Raw genomic sequence first — 13,531 nt, forward strand, 5'->3', positions numbered from 1 at the left:
TTATCTAAGTTAAACCAGTGTTTTCAGAGGAATAATGACAAAAAACTTTAGGATTGAAAAAGATAGTATGGGAACAATAGAGGTTCCCATGGAAGCTTTGTGGGGCGCCCAAACACAAAGATCGATAATAAATTTTTCTATTGGAGAAGAATTAATTCCAATTGAGTTAATTTATTCACTCACCCTCATAAAAAAAGCTGCTTCAATTGCGAATTTCAATTTAGGTTTAATAGATAAAAGGAAAAAAGATTTGATTGTAGAGGCATGTACGGAAATACTTGATGGGCTTCACGATTCACAGTTTCCCCTAAAGGTTTGGCAAACAGGTAGTGGCACGCAAACAAATATGAATGTTAATGAGGTAATTTCAAATATTGCAGCTTTAAAAACTAATTCAGAGCTTGGTAGTCATCAACCAGTTCATCCGAATGATGATGTAAATAAATCTCAGTCAACTAATGACACTTTTCCTGCTGCTATTCAAATATCTGTTGTTAATGAAATAATCAAAAATTTAGTTCCAACGATAAGAGAACTTACTAAGATCCTTGATAAAAAAAGTGAAGAATGGAAAGACCTTATAAAGATAGGAAGAACCCATTTTCAAGATGCAGTTCCCCTTAGTTTTGGGCAAGAAATATCTGGATGGTCAGAGCAACTTAAAGATGCTGAGAATGCAATTATTATTAGTCTGAATGAATTGTATTTCTTACCTCTGGGAGGAACTGCAGTTGGAACAGGGATTAATTGTCCAAAAGGATTTTGTGAAGAGTCTATAAAATCAATTTCCGATGATACTAATCTAATGTTCTATAAATCAAAAAATAATTTTTCTATCATGGCCTCTCATGATCGTCTAGCTCAAGTAATGAGTCAGATAAAAATATTAGCAGGTGCATTATTTAAAATTTCAAATGATATAAAAATTCTTTCTTCTGGTCCAAGATCAGGAATATATGAACTAATTATTCCTCAAAATGAACCTGGAAGTTCTATCATGCCGGGTAAAGTGAATCCAACTCAATGCGAAGCCTTATCAATGGTTTGCACTCAGATAATGGGCCTTGAATATGCAGTTTCAATGGCAAATTCTAGCGGCACTTTACAGATGAATGAATATAAGCCTCTTATTGGGTTTAATATTCTCACAAGTTTAAAATTACTAAAAAATGTAATAGAAAACTTCAGAATAAAATTAGTTGATGGGATGGAACCTAATCAAAAGAAAATGAAGTTAAATTTAGAAAATTCACTAATGTTGGTTACAGCCATAGTGCCAAAAGTTGGTTATGAAAAAGCAGCTGAAATTGCAAACCTTGCATTCAAAGAATCATTAAATTTAAAAGAGGCAACTCTTAAACTAGGTTATTTAAACGAAGATGAATTTGATGAAGCAATGAATATCAATTCAATGATTTGATTAAAAAAATTTAAGAATTATTGTCAATTCTTTTTGTTGCAGGATTAATATCTTCAGAGACTTTTATAAGATCATTAGATTCAGAAACAGGAAAACGATTAATAGCTTTTAATGCTAGCTTTGCTTTGCTTTTTAATTTATTGCTAACACCAATACAGTATTGAACTTGAGAAAGGACATCAATTGATCTTCTAATAATTCTCACTACATCACCTTCGTCTAATGAAGTATTAAAAACCAAATCTTTCCATTTTTTTCCTCTTGCCCATTCAGAAATAATTCCAGTTAACTCTGTTTCTAAATAAATAGGGATTTCAATATGAAACTTATTTTGTTGAGAAGCGACTAATTTTCTTAAACCATCTAATTCATTAAAAACATCTATTACCTTTAAAGAAGGCTTGAAATTACACCAAAGATTAGGTCTCCTTATATCAACACATACAGCTTGAATAATTGCAGCTAACTCAGGAGGATCTAAATCGTCTAAATAACCACTAACTAAAACCAGACCAATCCATAATTCATTTTCACTTCTTATTGCACCAACTGTTTGTCCAACTTCAGTCAATTCCAAATCATTTAAACAACCGAAATGATTCAAAATTTTAATCAAATCGGTAAAAGTTCTCCAGTTATGATTTTCTTTATCCTCTAGAAGTTTTTTTCTCATATATATTTCTTGTTCAACATCAACAATTCTTTTTCTATATTTCTTTAATTTCCTAGAGTCTCCAAATCTATGTGCGGGATGATCATTGACTGTTTCTTCTAAATTATTAATTTGTTGCTGTTGTGCCAAAACTTCCGTTGTCAGATCATATTGTGGAGTTTGTAAATCATTTTTTTTAGAAACTTCTAAAATTCGATCCGCATAACACTGCGACATATGATCTCCCCTAAATACCTCTCCAGAAAAATACATCTTTGGTACTTCAAGTCCTAAGACATCAATTGCATCCAAATCATTAAAAATACTTACAATGTATGAGGGTTTTATAAGAATAAATAAATTATCAACTGTCAAACACAATAAACTCTTTATTTTTTGGGATTCATATATTTTCTTACAAATTAATCCTGGAACAATTTTTCTTTTAATTTGAGGAGCTTTAATTGAAATTAAGCTTCCATCTTTAATATATGGGAGTGCATTAGTGATCTCTTCTGATAATTTTTCTGCTGCTTGTTTTTCTAAAATTTTCAAGAGTCTTCTCTCTTCTTTAAGACGATTTTTTAACTTTTCGTAGGCATCAAAATCTTTCCATGAAACGTTAGATGTGATTTTTTTTAATTCATTTAAATCCTTATCTAAATTTTCAAGAATTATATTCTCACCTGAAGATTCACCTAAATATAAAAAACTACCAAAACTTCTTTTAATTAATTCTTTAGACTTTTCTAAAGTATAACTTTGTAAAAGATTAAGTACCATTCCATAACTAGGAGTGAATTGACTCTCTAAAGAATTTGGTTTGCTAATAGCCAGTGCACTTGCTTCTTTGGCACCTTCAAATCTTGTTTGTAATGTAACAACATATCCTTGGGTATCTTTTCCTCTTCTTCCAGCTCTTCCGGACATTTGCAAAAATTCACTGCTAAATAATAATCTGTGCCCATCTTCTGTCCTTTTTGATAAAGAAGAAATAACAGTGGTTCTTGCGGGCATATTAATTCCTGCAGCAAGAGTTTCAGTTGCAAAAACAACTTTTATCAAACCTTGCTGAAATAATTCCTCAACCAATTCTTTCCATGCAGGCAATAATCCAGCATGGTGAGATGCAATACCTCGTTTTAATGCCTCGCATTGAGATTTATCTTTAATTGCCTCTTGATTATTTTTAAGATAAACATCTAATTTTTGGGATATCATATTCGCTTCTGAATAACTTACTAAAGTTAAGTCTTTTATATTCTCAATAGCCTTGTCACATCCTCTTCTACTAAAGATAAAATAAATAGCTGGCAACATATTTCGTTCAGCTAGTTTAGAGATCACAAAGCCAATTGAGGGAGACTTTGGTTGCATTATCCTACCCACTTTCCCTCTCATTTTCTGACCTTTAGGAGCTCTCCAAATCTTACAGTTTGGATGAATTCCATTACCCTTATTATTTAAAAGTGGATGGAGCCCTTTAACACTACAAAAAATAAAATCAAGTGGGACTGGTCTCTTATCGCTATTAATTAATATTGTGGGCCCATGAACTTTTTCTATCCAATTTTGTAGTTGATCTGCATTGGCTATTGTTGCTGATAAAGCTATTATTTGAGTTCTAGTAGGGCAATGGATTATAGTTTCTTCCCAAACTGTGCCTCTTTGGGGGTCATTCATATAATGGCATTCATCAAGAATCACAGATTCTAAATTCTCTAAAGGATCATCAAATTCATCAAATTCGCCATAAAGCATGTTCCTAAAAATCTCAGTCGTCATAACTAAGATTGGTGCTTCTCTATTTATACTTATATCTCCAGTTAAAAGACCAACTTTATTATCACCATACTGATTAGAAAAATCTCTAAACTTTTGGTTTGATAGTGCTTTTAAAGGTGTTGTATAAAAAACTCTACTGTCATGAGATAAGCCTCTATATATAGCAAATTCACCTATCAATGTTTTACCAGAACCTGTTGGTGCCGTTAAAACAACAGAATTTCCGCTATTAATAGCTCGAATTGCTTCTAATTGGAAATCATCTAGTGGAAAGGGAAAATATTCCTCTAAATTAAGCAATAATTGTGATTGAAGAGAGGATGAGTTAACTTCTTAATATATGATCTATATAGATATTAATAAACAAAAAATACCTTGCAAACTTTAATAGTAAATCTAAATCTTTTTAATTAAATCCACTATATTCTATTTTGCCAAAATGAAAAAAATAAAAATTCCAAAAAATAGAATCCGTAAATTAAAAACATTTTCTTTAGGTAAAAAATCATTCGAACTTCTAAGTTTAAATTCGCAAAATAAAAAACTTATAGACTTATGCAGTAATGATTATTTTGGATTAAGTAGGGACAAGGATTTAATAAAAGCTGCTTATGAAATAAGCATGTTAGAAGGTATTGGTTCAGGAAGCTCTAGGTTTATTACAGGTTCAAGACCAATACATAATTTATTAGAAACAGAACTTGCCAAGTGGCTTGATCAAGATAAAGTATTACTATTTCCAAGTGGATTTCAAGCAAATATAGCCGCTATCCAGACTTTAGCAAACAGAAATAGTATCGTAATAGCAGATAAATTAATCCATAACTCTTTATTGGTTGGAGTTAAAGCTGCTCAAGCTAAACTAGTTCGTTTCTCACACAATAATTTAAAAGATTTAGAAGATAAAATTATTAAGTCTAACCCCACAAAAAATTCCATTTTAGTTGTTGTAGAATCTCTTTATAGCATGGAGGGATCAATTGCTCCGCTCAGAGAAATAACGGCAATTTGCAACAAAAATAGTGTTCAATTATTAGTTGACGAAGCCCATGCAATTGGGATCTTGGGCCCTGAAGGCAGGGGTTTAAGTTTTAATTTCCGTTCAGATATAACTATAGTTACTGGAACTTTTGGAAAAGCATTTGGAAGCGGTGGAGCTTTCATAGCCTCCAATTCAGAAATTGGTGAGTATCTTATCCAAACAAGTGGTGCATTTAGGTACACAACCGCTCTTGCACCATCTTTAGCTGCTGGAGCACTAGAAGGTTTAAAAAAAATTTTAGAAAATAAAGAATGGGGTAATGAGTTGTTATCTTCTGCGAAGATATGGAAAGATGAAATTACTAAAAATTTTAGTTTTCCAATTCAAGGAGATTCTCACATTTTATCAATTATTGTTGGCCAAGAAGAGAAGGCAATTTATCTACAAAAACATCTTGAGGAAAATGGGTTTTTAGCAATTGCGATAAGACCACCTACTGTTCCAGTTGGGCAATCAAGAATCAGAATAACAATACGAAGAAACTTAGATTTGAATCTGCTAAAAAATTTCATTGCAGTATTAAAAGAGTTTAAATGAAACAAATTATTACTCAACATGGGTGGGGACTAAATAAATATTTCTGGGATGATTATAAAGCTGATTTTTTAAACAATAATTGGCATTGGCAAGATAATGAAAGGGGCTATTTTTCAACAAATAATTATCAAGCAAAATGGATTAAAAGCGAATCTAAAAAACAAATCAGAATGACTTTATGCCATTCATTTGGTTTTCATTTAATGCAAAAAAAAATCTTAAAAGAAGCAACTCATATTGTTCTTATAAATTCTTTTAATAATTTTCTTCCTTTAAGTAATAAGAGAAACTTTATTTTGAAGTCTCTTAAAAGAATGGAAACAAAAATCATAAAAGATGAAACTAAGGATATGTTGAAAGAATTTATACATAGATCATTTATGCCAAATGATATAAATAATAGTTTTAAAAATATCTTTTATAAAAGTTTAGAGAGTTTAAATAAAACTCTTCTTTTAGGTGATTTAAAACAACTTTACATCAATAGAGATATTCCATTTTTTTTAAGAAAAGATTGCAGAATTATTTTTATAAAATCAGAAAATGATTTAATTCTAGACAACGAATCAAATAATAACTTCTTAGATTCCTTAAATAAAATTCTTGATAGGAATCCAATTTTAATTAAATTAGCTCAGCAAGGTCATTGCTTGAATAATCTAAATTTATACGAGATCTTACTTAATACACTTAATGATGAAAATGGATAGTAAAAAGTGGAATGAGAAAATAAAAAATAATTTCAATGATGCTGCATATCGGTATTTAGAGCATTCAAATATTCAGAAATTTTTTGCCAAAAAGATTGTTCAATTTATCAAAGAATTAAATCCCCCAAAAAAAGGTGAATGGATAGATCTAGGATCAGGACCAGGAATATTAGCTGATGAAATAGAAAAAAATTTTTCTTCCCAAAAAGTAGCCAGAATTGATTTCAGCAAAAAAATGCTTCTTGAGAATAAATTATCTAGTAAAAAAATTTTATGGGATTTGAATAATGATTTACCTCCTGAAATCAATAACTGTTCTCTATTAACATCTAACTTTTGTATCCATTGGTTAAACAAGCCAGAAAAGATAATAAAAAATTGGTTTAGTAAATTAAAATCTGGAGGTTTTTTAATCATTTCTTATCCAACAAAAAATTGTTTTCCTGAATGGAAAGATACTTGTAGAAAAATTGATATTGAATATAGTGGTCTTAATTTCCTTTGTTCTAAAGAATTATTAAAAGATTTCAAATCACCTGAAATTCATTATTCAGAAAAGTTTAATTATCTTGAAAATTTTGAAGATGTATATAAGCTTTTTAGAAGCATTAAAAATGTAGGGGCGCAATCAACAAATTGTAAACACAAAACAGTGAAGGAGTTAAAAAAAATTCAAAAGTTTTGGCCAAAGAATTACAATAATACAGTTAACCTTTCATGGCAAATTGAGATTCAAATCATAAAGAAATTATGAGTAGTCAGGATACTATTTTCAAATTTGTAATTTGTGGAACAGATACTGATATTGGAAAAACTTTAATAAGCTCTTTTTTCGTTAAAGGATTAAATTCCTTTTATTGGAAGCCTATTCAAAGCGGTATTGAATCGCAAACTGATAGTCAAACTGTTGAAAAACTTGCACCATTAAGTAAAGAGAAAATCATCAAAGAAGCTTATGTCTTTACTAAACCGCTATCTCCTCATTGGGCTGCTGAAATAGATCAAAAAACTATTAACTTTGAAAAGTTGAGATTACCAAAAGTGCAAGGCTCATTAATTGTAGAAACTGCAGGTGGATTAATGGTTCCAATAACACGCAATTTTTTGCAAATAGATCAAATAAAACAATGGAATCTTCCGGTAATACTTGTATGTAAGAGCTCACTTGGCACTCTTAACCATACCCTGCTTAGTATTGAGGCCTTAAAACGAAGAAATATTGAGATTTTAGGTTTAGTAGTCAATGGTGAAAAACACCTAGATAATCCAAGAACTCTAGTTGATTTTAGTGGTATTCCGTTAATTGCTGAATTTCCTTACATCGAAAAAATGGACTCAAACAATTTAGATATACTATGGAAAGAACTAGACATCAAGAATAAGTTGATCTCACTTTTAAACTCAAAAATAAGTTAAATGAAATCTTTGGATTCAAAAACTCCAAATCAAGATTGGCACCCAAATATTTGGCCACCTTTTACACAAATTAATAACAGCAAACCGCAAATAGAAGTAACTCATGGTCAAGATGCCCTCCTATTTACTAAAAATCCTAAAAAAGAGCTAATAGATGCAATCAGTAGTTGGTGGGTAACTCTTCATGGACATAGTAATCAATACATTGCGGATGCCATTTTCAATCAATCAAAAAAACTTGAGCAAGTTATATTTGCTGATTTTTTACATCCACAGGCAAAAAAATTGGCGGAAAGACTTAGTGAATTAACAAAACTAGAAAGATTATTCTTTTCTGATAACGGTTCTACTGCAGTGGAAGTCGCTTTAAAAATTGCCTTCCAATCATGGCAAAATAGAGGAGAGACAAGAACTCAAATAGTAGCTTTTGATGGCGCCTATCATGGCGATACATTTGGAGCAATGGCTTTAGGTGAAAGAAATATTTTTAATGAGAATTTCGATAATCTTATGTTCCCAGTAAGGAGAGTCCCCTGGCCTTCAACTTGGATGAACGATGAAGAAGTAGAAAATAAAGAAAATGAGGCGATCCAAAAATTAGAAACTCTACTTAAAACTCCCACAGTTGCAGTAATCCTCGAGCCACTTGTTCAAGGAGCAGGAGGAATGAATATGGTTAGGCCTCAGTTTATAAAAAAAGTTTCAGAAATTATAAACAACAATAATTCTTTGTTAATTGCTGATGAAGTTTTGACTGGGTTTGGGAGATGTGGAAGTCTTTTTGCATTTCAAAAGGCAAAAATCGTTCCCGATTTAATAAGTATTTCAAAAGGCTTAACTGGTGGATTTTTACCGATGGGAATAACTTTATGTAAAGAAAAAATTTTTCAATCCTTTATTGATGATTCCCCAAGAAAAACTTTTTGGCATGGACATAGTTTTACTGCTAATCCTTTAGGTTGTGCTGCTGCAAATGCTAGCCTTGATTTATTAGAAAAAGAACCAAACAAATACCTTTCATTTGAAGAAAAACATTTATCTCACTTAATTAAATTTCAAAACTTACCCTATATAAAAAAAATAAGGGTATCGGGCACAATTGCTGCCTTCGATTTAGATATTGGGAACAAAAAAGGTTATTTCAATAATATTGGGAAAGAAATAAAGAGTCTTGCAATGGAGCAAGGTTTATTTATTAGACCCCTCGGGAATGTTATTTATCTCTTGCCACCTCTCTGTATAACCGATGATCAATTAGAAAAAAGTTACTGGATAATAAGGCAAATCTTAGAAAATCTTTAGATAGAAATTTAAGGTCCCTGCAGTATTGCATTTTCCACATCTTCTCTATTAATGCAATAGGAAAATAGTCTTTTAGTTTCTTGTCCTTCACTTTCCCAGATAACACTTAAATCTTCTTGTTCAAAAATAATAGTTGCATTCCAATTTGAAAGTAAAAGATACCATTTAGATGGATTATTAATATCCTTCACAGCACCTAAATCAGTTAGCCACAATTCCAATGATTGCAGTGAATATTGATTGATAGGTTTTTTAGAGGGATTCACAGACTTTTTTAAAAAATTATTTAATTAGCCAAAGCGGTATTGTCTCTAATTCTTTTCCAGTAAAAGAAGCAATAAAAATTGAACAAATTAAACTTATAGAAATTATGATAATTAAAAGAAACAACGAAAACAATTCTCCATTCGAAAAAGGCCTTCTATTTCCTATTAAATTTTGATTATTAGAATCGATTACTAAATTATTTAAAACGTTAGTATTATTTTTACTTCTAGAGTTTTCTTTTAGTTTGTCATCATATATTTTCCTTAAATTACTATTATTTAAATGTTCATAAGCTTCAAGAACTTCTTGAAATTTACTTTTAGCAACGTCTATTTCTAATGAAGTTGTATCTGGATGCAACTCAATAGAAAGTTTACAAAATGCCTTTCTTAATTCATGATTGGATGCATTTTCATTTACACCTAAAATTTTGTAATAGGAAGTTGCCCCTTTCAAAATAATCTTTTATTAATATTGTAATTCTAATAAATTTTTACTAAATAGAATGTATTTAATGGATGCTTAAAATTCATATTTATAACTAAATGAAAAAACAAAAAATTCCAGAAGAAATTCTTTCCTTAATAACTGAAGAAGAAATTAATTTATTTCAAGAGTTACAAATTAAAATTAAAGAATTAAATAATAAGACCAATCTTACAAGATTAACTGATGGGGACGATTATTGGGTATCTCAAGTTTTTGACAGCATTTGGCCATTCAAAGCTTTCACGAATATTAATTTTGATAATAAAAAATTTTTAGATATTGGATCAGGCTGTGGCTTTCCAGGTTTAGCTTATGCAGTAACTCATCCTAATTCTGAGATATACCTAATTGATTCTTTGAAAAAGAAAACAGATGCAATAAAAATTTTAGTTGAACAGATCAATTTCAAAAACAATATTCATGTAATCAATGATCGTGTTGAGAACTTAGCCCACCAATCGTCAATGAGAAATAATTTTAATATTGCAACAACTAGAGCAGTTAGTAATCCATCAACAGTTTCAGAATATATTCTACCCATGTTAAAAAAAGAAGGGTTTGGAGTTTTATATTGTGGCAAATGGACGAATGAAGAAAGCAAAAATCTAGATAAAACTTTAGAAATATTAGAAGGGAAAGTTAAAGATAAAAAAGAGATACAATTACCAAGAAATAAAGGCACCCGAAATATTATTCTTATTCAACCAAAAAATTTCTGCCCTGAAATTTACCCAAGAAAAGTTGGCAAACCTGAGAAAAATCCACTATAAATTATTCTTTTGATAATCTTTTAGCAACCTTATCTCCAAACTTCTCTTTTAAAGTTCTTAATTTATTTATAACTTTTTTTGGATTTATATGACCCTCTAAAACATCCAATAATTGGCTTTCAGAAACATTCACATCTAATAAATTAGCGTTACATCCAGGGAACCAATGACTTCCATTCCCAAGCAATTGATATCTAGCTCTGGCAAATCCTTCCATATCCAAACAATCTATTAAATTTGAAATCCAAAGCAAAACAGGAATATTAATATTTCCTGGAGTATATTCCCAATTCGGTAAATTTCTATTCCAATTTAGATACCATTCTAAACCTAAAGCATTAATTGATTCCTGCCTTACTCTGTTTATTATCTTTGGAACATACTTTTCAGATTCTGATAACAACGAAACAGCTTCTAAATGCAGATCAAAATCTGTTTCTTTAGCAACACCCACACTAAGAGTATGGACGTTTTTATTTCTTAAGCAAAAAAGATCGTTAAAAACTATAGGATGAAGTGGTCTGCAAAGTTCCAACATTTTTGTTGATGGATTATGAAGATGTCCCCCTTTATCAGTGGGACTTATTATAAAAACCCCGAGATCATATTTATTTGCTAAATTTATAACTTTTGTATTTTCTTGATTAATAAAATACCAGTGCAAATTTACATAATCAAATAAGTTTGTTGATATAGCCTTCTCAATAAGTGAAGATTTTCCATGGGTAGAAAATCCAATAGATCCAATTAAATTTTCTTTTTGCAAATTCCTTAAAACGTTAATACAACCGTCATCTTTAACAGCTTGATGTAAATGTTCATCAGTATTAATGCCATGTATTGCTAGCAAATCAATTCTTTTAACCTTCAACTTTTCTAAACTTGTCATTACATCTCTCTCAAAAATTTTTGGATCACTATTTGGAGGAATCTTCGTTTGAATAATGTTTGGGATTTTTTTGATATTTTCAAAACCTATTCCTAATTGCACCTCAGAAGTGCCATAGTACTTAGCAGTTTCGACATGAGTTAAGCCATATTTGTTTGCCAGATTCAAAATATTTTCTACTTTATTTTGTTCTTCATATGAAATCTCAGAAAAATCTAATTGTTCCCAACTTTTTTGAAATCTCATACCACCCAAAGATAAAATAGGGATCATCAGATTGGTTCGACCAAATCTCCGATATTGCATCTTCTTAAAATTAATGCTTATTCATTCTTGGTGGTTTTCCAAATGATTGAAACATGTCCCTATCGAGGCTATTCTCTAGATCATCTAATGCTTCAAACTTAACCCAGTGAATACAATCAACAGGGCAAGTATCTATTGCCTCTTGTATAACATCAACACTATCTCCATCTTGTCTGATTGCTCGACTCCTACCGTGAAATTCATCAACTAAGAAAGTGTTTGAGGCAACGTGTACACAGTATTGACAACCAATGCACTTAGATTCATCAACCCAAACAGCTTTTTCAGCTAATTGACCACCTAAAGTAGGCTCAAATCCTGAAATTTCTATATTTTTTTGAACATTATCAAATGGATCGGTTAAATCCATAATATGAAATTAGTTATCCCACTTGGTTAAAACCAATTCAATAGAACCATCATTTTGGTTTTTTTGTTCTACGATTTGATAACCATCCTCTTTTGTTTTGGAAATAATGGTTTCGTAGGCATACATTTGAGTAACCTTAGAGATAAATCTCTCAACAGGGATCTCAAATTTCCATAGATCGAGATCTGTAACTAGCTCGTATGAATTTGAATTATTATCCCATTTAAATCCAACTTTAGTATCGCCTGGGAGATTCAAGCTGATATCAACAGCTGTAAATTTACCTCTGTAGCCTTTAACAAACTTTTCTTCCTGGTTGATAATGTAACCAAGATTTTTTAAGGCTTTAATTAATGGCTCTGAATCTTTGAGCTGGGTTTTAATCGTACTAAAGTGTGACATTAGATTCGTGGTTGGATTGTTTTAATTTTTCATTTTGATTAGAGATGAAAGCATCAGATGTTTTATTTTTAACTGTTACTTTACCAAGAGCGTTTTCGAGATTTCTTGTAGCTTCATTGCATGAAACACCTGTAAATCCTTCAACAGTCTCTTCAACTCTTCCGTCTTGATGAATTTTGAATCTCAATGTTTTTTGAGGCATTAAATTCAAGTACTTTGTACTTTAACTTTATACACAATAACGAAAATATTTTGTTTCAGTTGGTACAAGTTAAATAATTTTAATTTTTATATTGAATATCTGATAAATAAATTTTTTGATAAAGTTCTGGTAAAAAAAATTAGATATTTAATTATAAAAACCTTGCATACCCATTGAATCCAAGGCGGTTTTTGCTTCTTCCATAACAGATGGCTCTTTATCAAAAAGGGCTATTTTAGTACATTCATCAACGAAACCTTCTTGAAATGTATTATTTAATTTTTCGTACAACCTACACAATGACCAGATGCAATTACTCCTTACACCTGATTCATTATCAATCTTTAAACTAATCAAAAGTTGTTCTGCTGCTAATTGAGCATTTTCCAAAGAAACATTTCCAATTTCAGCTAAAGAACTAGATGACCATAACCTCACTGCAGCTACATCATTCTTTAAAGCAGTTATTAATGGCTTTAAAACAATTTGGTCATCATAATTAGCCAAGCTCCATGCAGTTGCTCTTCTTACATAAGCGTTATCGTCAGTCTCCAAAAGACTGACAAGTTTCTTAACTGCACTAGGACATGGATTACGACCTAAAGCATATACGGCACTCATTCTCTCTACAGGACAAGGTTGGTCAAGTAATGGTAACAAAAGTGGTAAAGATCTTTTATCTCTAAATTCACAAAATATTCTTAAGCCCTGTATTCTTTCTTCTCTATTACCAACAAGCATTTTCAAAGCTTCGTTACATTCTTGAGTTATGTTTAAACCTTTTGAAAAAACATCTTCATCAATTTGTTCCAAAGGGTCAATTTCAATCTCTAAAGCCAATTCTCTAGCCAAAACATCAGGATCAACTGCAATTTCAGCTAAGCTTTCTTTTTTAGGATCCTTGTTTTTTGTCATTTTCAAAAACCAAAAATATTAATTCATGGGAGCAGGCGACATCATATCTCCTGGTAA

Annotated in this window: 15 protein-coding genes; 7 read left to right on the forward strand and 8 right to left on the reverse strand. The window is 30.8% G+C overall.

Features of this window, described 5'->3' with window-relative positions:
* The first annotated feature begins 34 nt into the window (after nt 1-34).
* A complete protein-coding gene (locus tag HA145_RS08230) occupies nt 35-1,420 on the forward strand; it encodes a class II fumarate hydratase (RefSeq protein ID WP_209128683.1) in 1,386 nt (461 codons plus the stop codon).
* Between the two features lie 10 nt (nt 1,421-1,430).
* On the opposite strand, the gene HA145_RS08235 is transcribed toward HA145_RS08230, so the two are convergent.
* Nucleotides 1,431-4,157 (reverse strand): DEAD/DEAH box helicase, encoded by a 2,727-nt coding sequence (locus tag HA145_RS08235; protein WP_209128684.1) that lies wholly within the window; start codon nt 4,155-4,157, stop codon nt 1,431-1,433.
* A 139-nt stretch (nt 4,158-4,296) separates the two neighbouring features.
* On the opposite strand from HA145_RS08235, the gene HA145_RS08240 reads away from it, so the two are divergent.
* The 5 genes from HA145_RS08240 to bioA are packed head-to-tail and all read left to right on the forward strand — an operon-like array spanning nt 4,297 to nt 8,864.
* A complete protein-coding gene (locus HA145_RS08240; RefSeq protein ID WP_209128685.1) occupies nt 4,297-5,436 on the forward strand; it encodes an aminotransferase class I/II-fold pyridoxal phosphate-dependent enzyme in 1,140 nt (379 codons plus the stop codon).
* The gene (locus HA145_RS08245; RefSeq protein WP_209128686.1) at nt 5,433-6,146 is read left to right on the forward strand and encodes a hypothetical protein; all 714 of its coding nucleotides are present in this window, start codon (nt 5,433-5,435) and stop codon (nt 6,144-6,146) included. Before HA145_RS08240 ends, HA145_RS08245 begins: the two co-directional genes overlap by 4 nt.
* Entirely contained in the window at nt 6,130-6,900 is a 771-nt protein-coding gene (locus HA145_RS08250; protein WP_209128687.1) for a methyltransferase domain-containing protein, read from the forward strand. Before HA145_RS08245 ends, HA145_RS08250 begins: the two co-directional genes overlap by 17 nt.
* Nucleotides 6,897-7,562: a dethiobiotin synthase gene (gene bioD, locus HA145_RS08255; protein WP_209128688.1), complete on the forward strand. Its 666-nt coding sequence runs from the start codon at nt 6,897-6,899 to the stop codon at nt 7,560-7,562. The genes HA145_RS08250 and bioD overlap by 4 nt, the downstream gene beginning before the upstream one ends.
* Nucleotides 7,563-8,864, forward strand: coding sequence for an adenosylmethionine--8-amino-7-oxononanoate transaminase (gene bioA / locus HA145_RS08260; RefSeq protein WP_209128689.1), 1,302 nt, complete (start codon nt 7,563-7,565; stop codon nt 8,862-8,864). It begins immediately after the preceding gene.
* 8 nt (nt 8,865-8,872) lie between these two features.
* On the opposite strand, the gene HA145_RS08265 is transcribed toward bioA, so the two are convergent.
* Both HA145_RS08265 and HA145_RS08270 read right to left on the reverse strand, forming a co-directional pair.
* Nucleotides 8,873-9,130, reverse strand: a complete 258-nt coding sequence (locus tag HA145_RS08265; protein ID WP_209128690.1) for a DUF3143 domain-containing protein — start codon at nt 9,128-9,130, stop codon at nt 8,873-8,875.
* Nucleotides 9,131-9,146: 16 nt separating this feature from the next.
* A complete protein-coding gene (locus HA145_RS08270) occupies nt 9,147-9,587 on the reverse strand; it encodes a J domain-containing protein (RefSeq protein WP_209128691.1) in 441 nt (146 codons plus the stop codon).
* An 89-nt stretch (nt 9,588-9,676) separates the two neighbouring features.
* Between HA145_RS08270 and rsmG the strand changes: the two genes are divergently transcribed.
* Complete coding sequence (gene rsmG / locus HA145_RS08275; protein ID WP_209128692.1) at nt 9,677-10,390, forward strand: 16S rRNA (guanine(527)-N(7))-methyltransferase RsmG; 714 nt, start codon at nt 9,677-9,679, stop codon at nt 10,388-10,390.
* A gap of 1 nt (nt 10,391) precedes the next feature.
* Here the strand turns inward: rsmG and HA145_RS08280 are convergent, their stop codons facing one another.
* From HA145_RS08280 to HA145_RS08300, 5 genes are all read right to left on the reverse strand, one after another.
* Nucleotides 10,392-11,585: an aldo/keto reductase gene (locus HA145_RS08280; protein ID WP_209128693.1), complete on the reverse strand. Its 1,194-nt coding sequence runs from the start codon at nt 11,583-11,585 to the stop codon at nt 10,392-10,394.
* A gap of 10 nt (nt 11,586-11,595) precedes the next feature.
* Nucleotides 11,596-11,955 carry a ferredoxin gene (locus HA145_RS08285; RefSeq protein ID WP_209128694.1) on the reverse strand — a complete coding sequence of 120 codons (360 nt, stop codon included), beginning with the start codon at nt 11,953-11,955 and terminating at the stop codon, nt 11,596-11,598.
* Nucleotides 11,956-11,964: 9 nt separating this feature from the next.
* Nucleotides 11,965-12,357, reverse strand: coding sequence for a DUF1257 domain-containing protein (locus tag HA145_RS08290; protein WP_209128695.1), 393 nt, complete (start codon nt 12,355-12,357; stop codon nt 11,965-11,967).
* Entirely contained in the window at nt 12,344-12,559 is a 216-nt protein-coding gene (locus tag HA145_RS08295; RefSeq protein ID WP_209128696.1) for a DUF2997 domain-containing protein, read from the reverse strand. The genes HA145_RS08290 and HA145_RS08295 overlap by 14 nt, the downstream gene beginning before the upstream one ends.
* A 147-nt stretch (nt 12,560-12,706) precedes the next feature.
* Entirely contained in the window at nt 12,707-13,474 is a 768-nt protein-coding gene (locus HA145_RS08300; RefSeq protein ID WP_209128697.1) for a HEAT repeat domain-containing protein, read from the reverse strand.
* Nucleotides 13,475-13,531: the final 57 nt, after the last annotated feature.

The organism is Prochlorococcus marinus XMU1411 (assembly GCF_017696075.1).
Taxonomy (GTDB): Bacteria; Cyanobacteriota; Cyanobacteriia; order PCC-6307; family Cyanobiaceae; genus Prochlorococcus_A; species Prochlorococcus_A marinus_V.

Bases quoted from the DNA above. Each gene is read 5' to 3' on its own strand.
- HA145_RS08300 (WP_209128697.1), bottom strand. From the start codon at position 13,474: ATGACAAAAAACAAGGATCCTAAAAAAGAAAGCTTAGCTGAAATTGCA.
- rsmG (WP_209128692.1), top strand. From the start codon at position 9,677: ATGAAAAAACAAAAAATTCCAGAAGAAATTCTTTCCTTAATAACTGAA.
- bioA (WP_209128689.1), top strand. From the start codon at position 7,563: ATGAAATCTTTGGATTCAAAAACTCCAAATCAAGATTGGCACCCAAAT.
- HA145_RS08280 (WP_209128693.1), bottom strand. From the start codon at position 11,585: ATGCAATATCGGAGATTTGGTCGAACCAATCTGATGATCCCTATTTTA.
- HA145_RS08290 (WP_209128695.1), bottom strand. From the start codon at position 12,357: ATGTCACACTTTAGTACGATTAAAACCCAGCTCAAAGATTCAGAGCCA.
- HA145_RS08230 (WP_209128683.1), top strand. From the start codon at position 35: ATGACAAAAAACTTTAGGATTGAAAAAGATAGTATGGGAACAATAGAG.
- HA145_RS08245 (WP_209128686.1), top strand. From the start codon at position 5,433: ATGAAACAAATTATTACTCAACATGGGTGGGGACTAAATAAATATTTC.
- HA145_RS08295 (WP_209128696.1), bottom strand. From the start codon at position 12,559: ATGCCTCAAAAAACATTGAGATTCAAAATTCATCAAGACGGAAGAGTT.
- HA145_RS08285 (WP_209128694.1), bottom strand. From the start codon at position 11,955: ATGGATTTAACCGATCCATTTGATAATGTTCAAAAAAATATAGAAATT.
- HA145_RS08250 (WP_209128687.1), top strand. From the start codon at position 6,130: ATGATGAAAATGGATAGTAAAAAGTGGAATGAGAAAATAAAAAATAAT.
- bioD (WP_209128688.1), top strand. From the start codon at position 6,897: ATGAGTAGTCAGGATACTATTTTCAAATTTGTAATTTGTGGAACAGAT.
- HA145_RS08240 (WP_209128685.1), top strand. From the start codon at position 4,297: ATGAAAAAAATAAAAATTCCAAAAAATAGAATCCGTAAATTAAAAACA.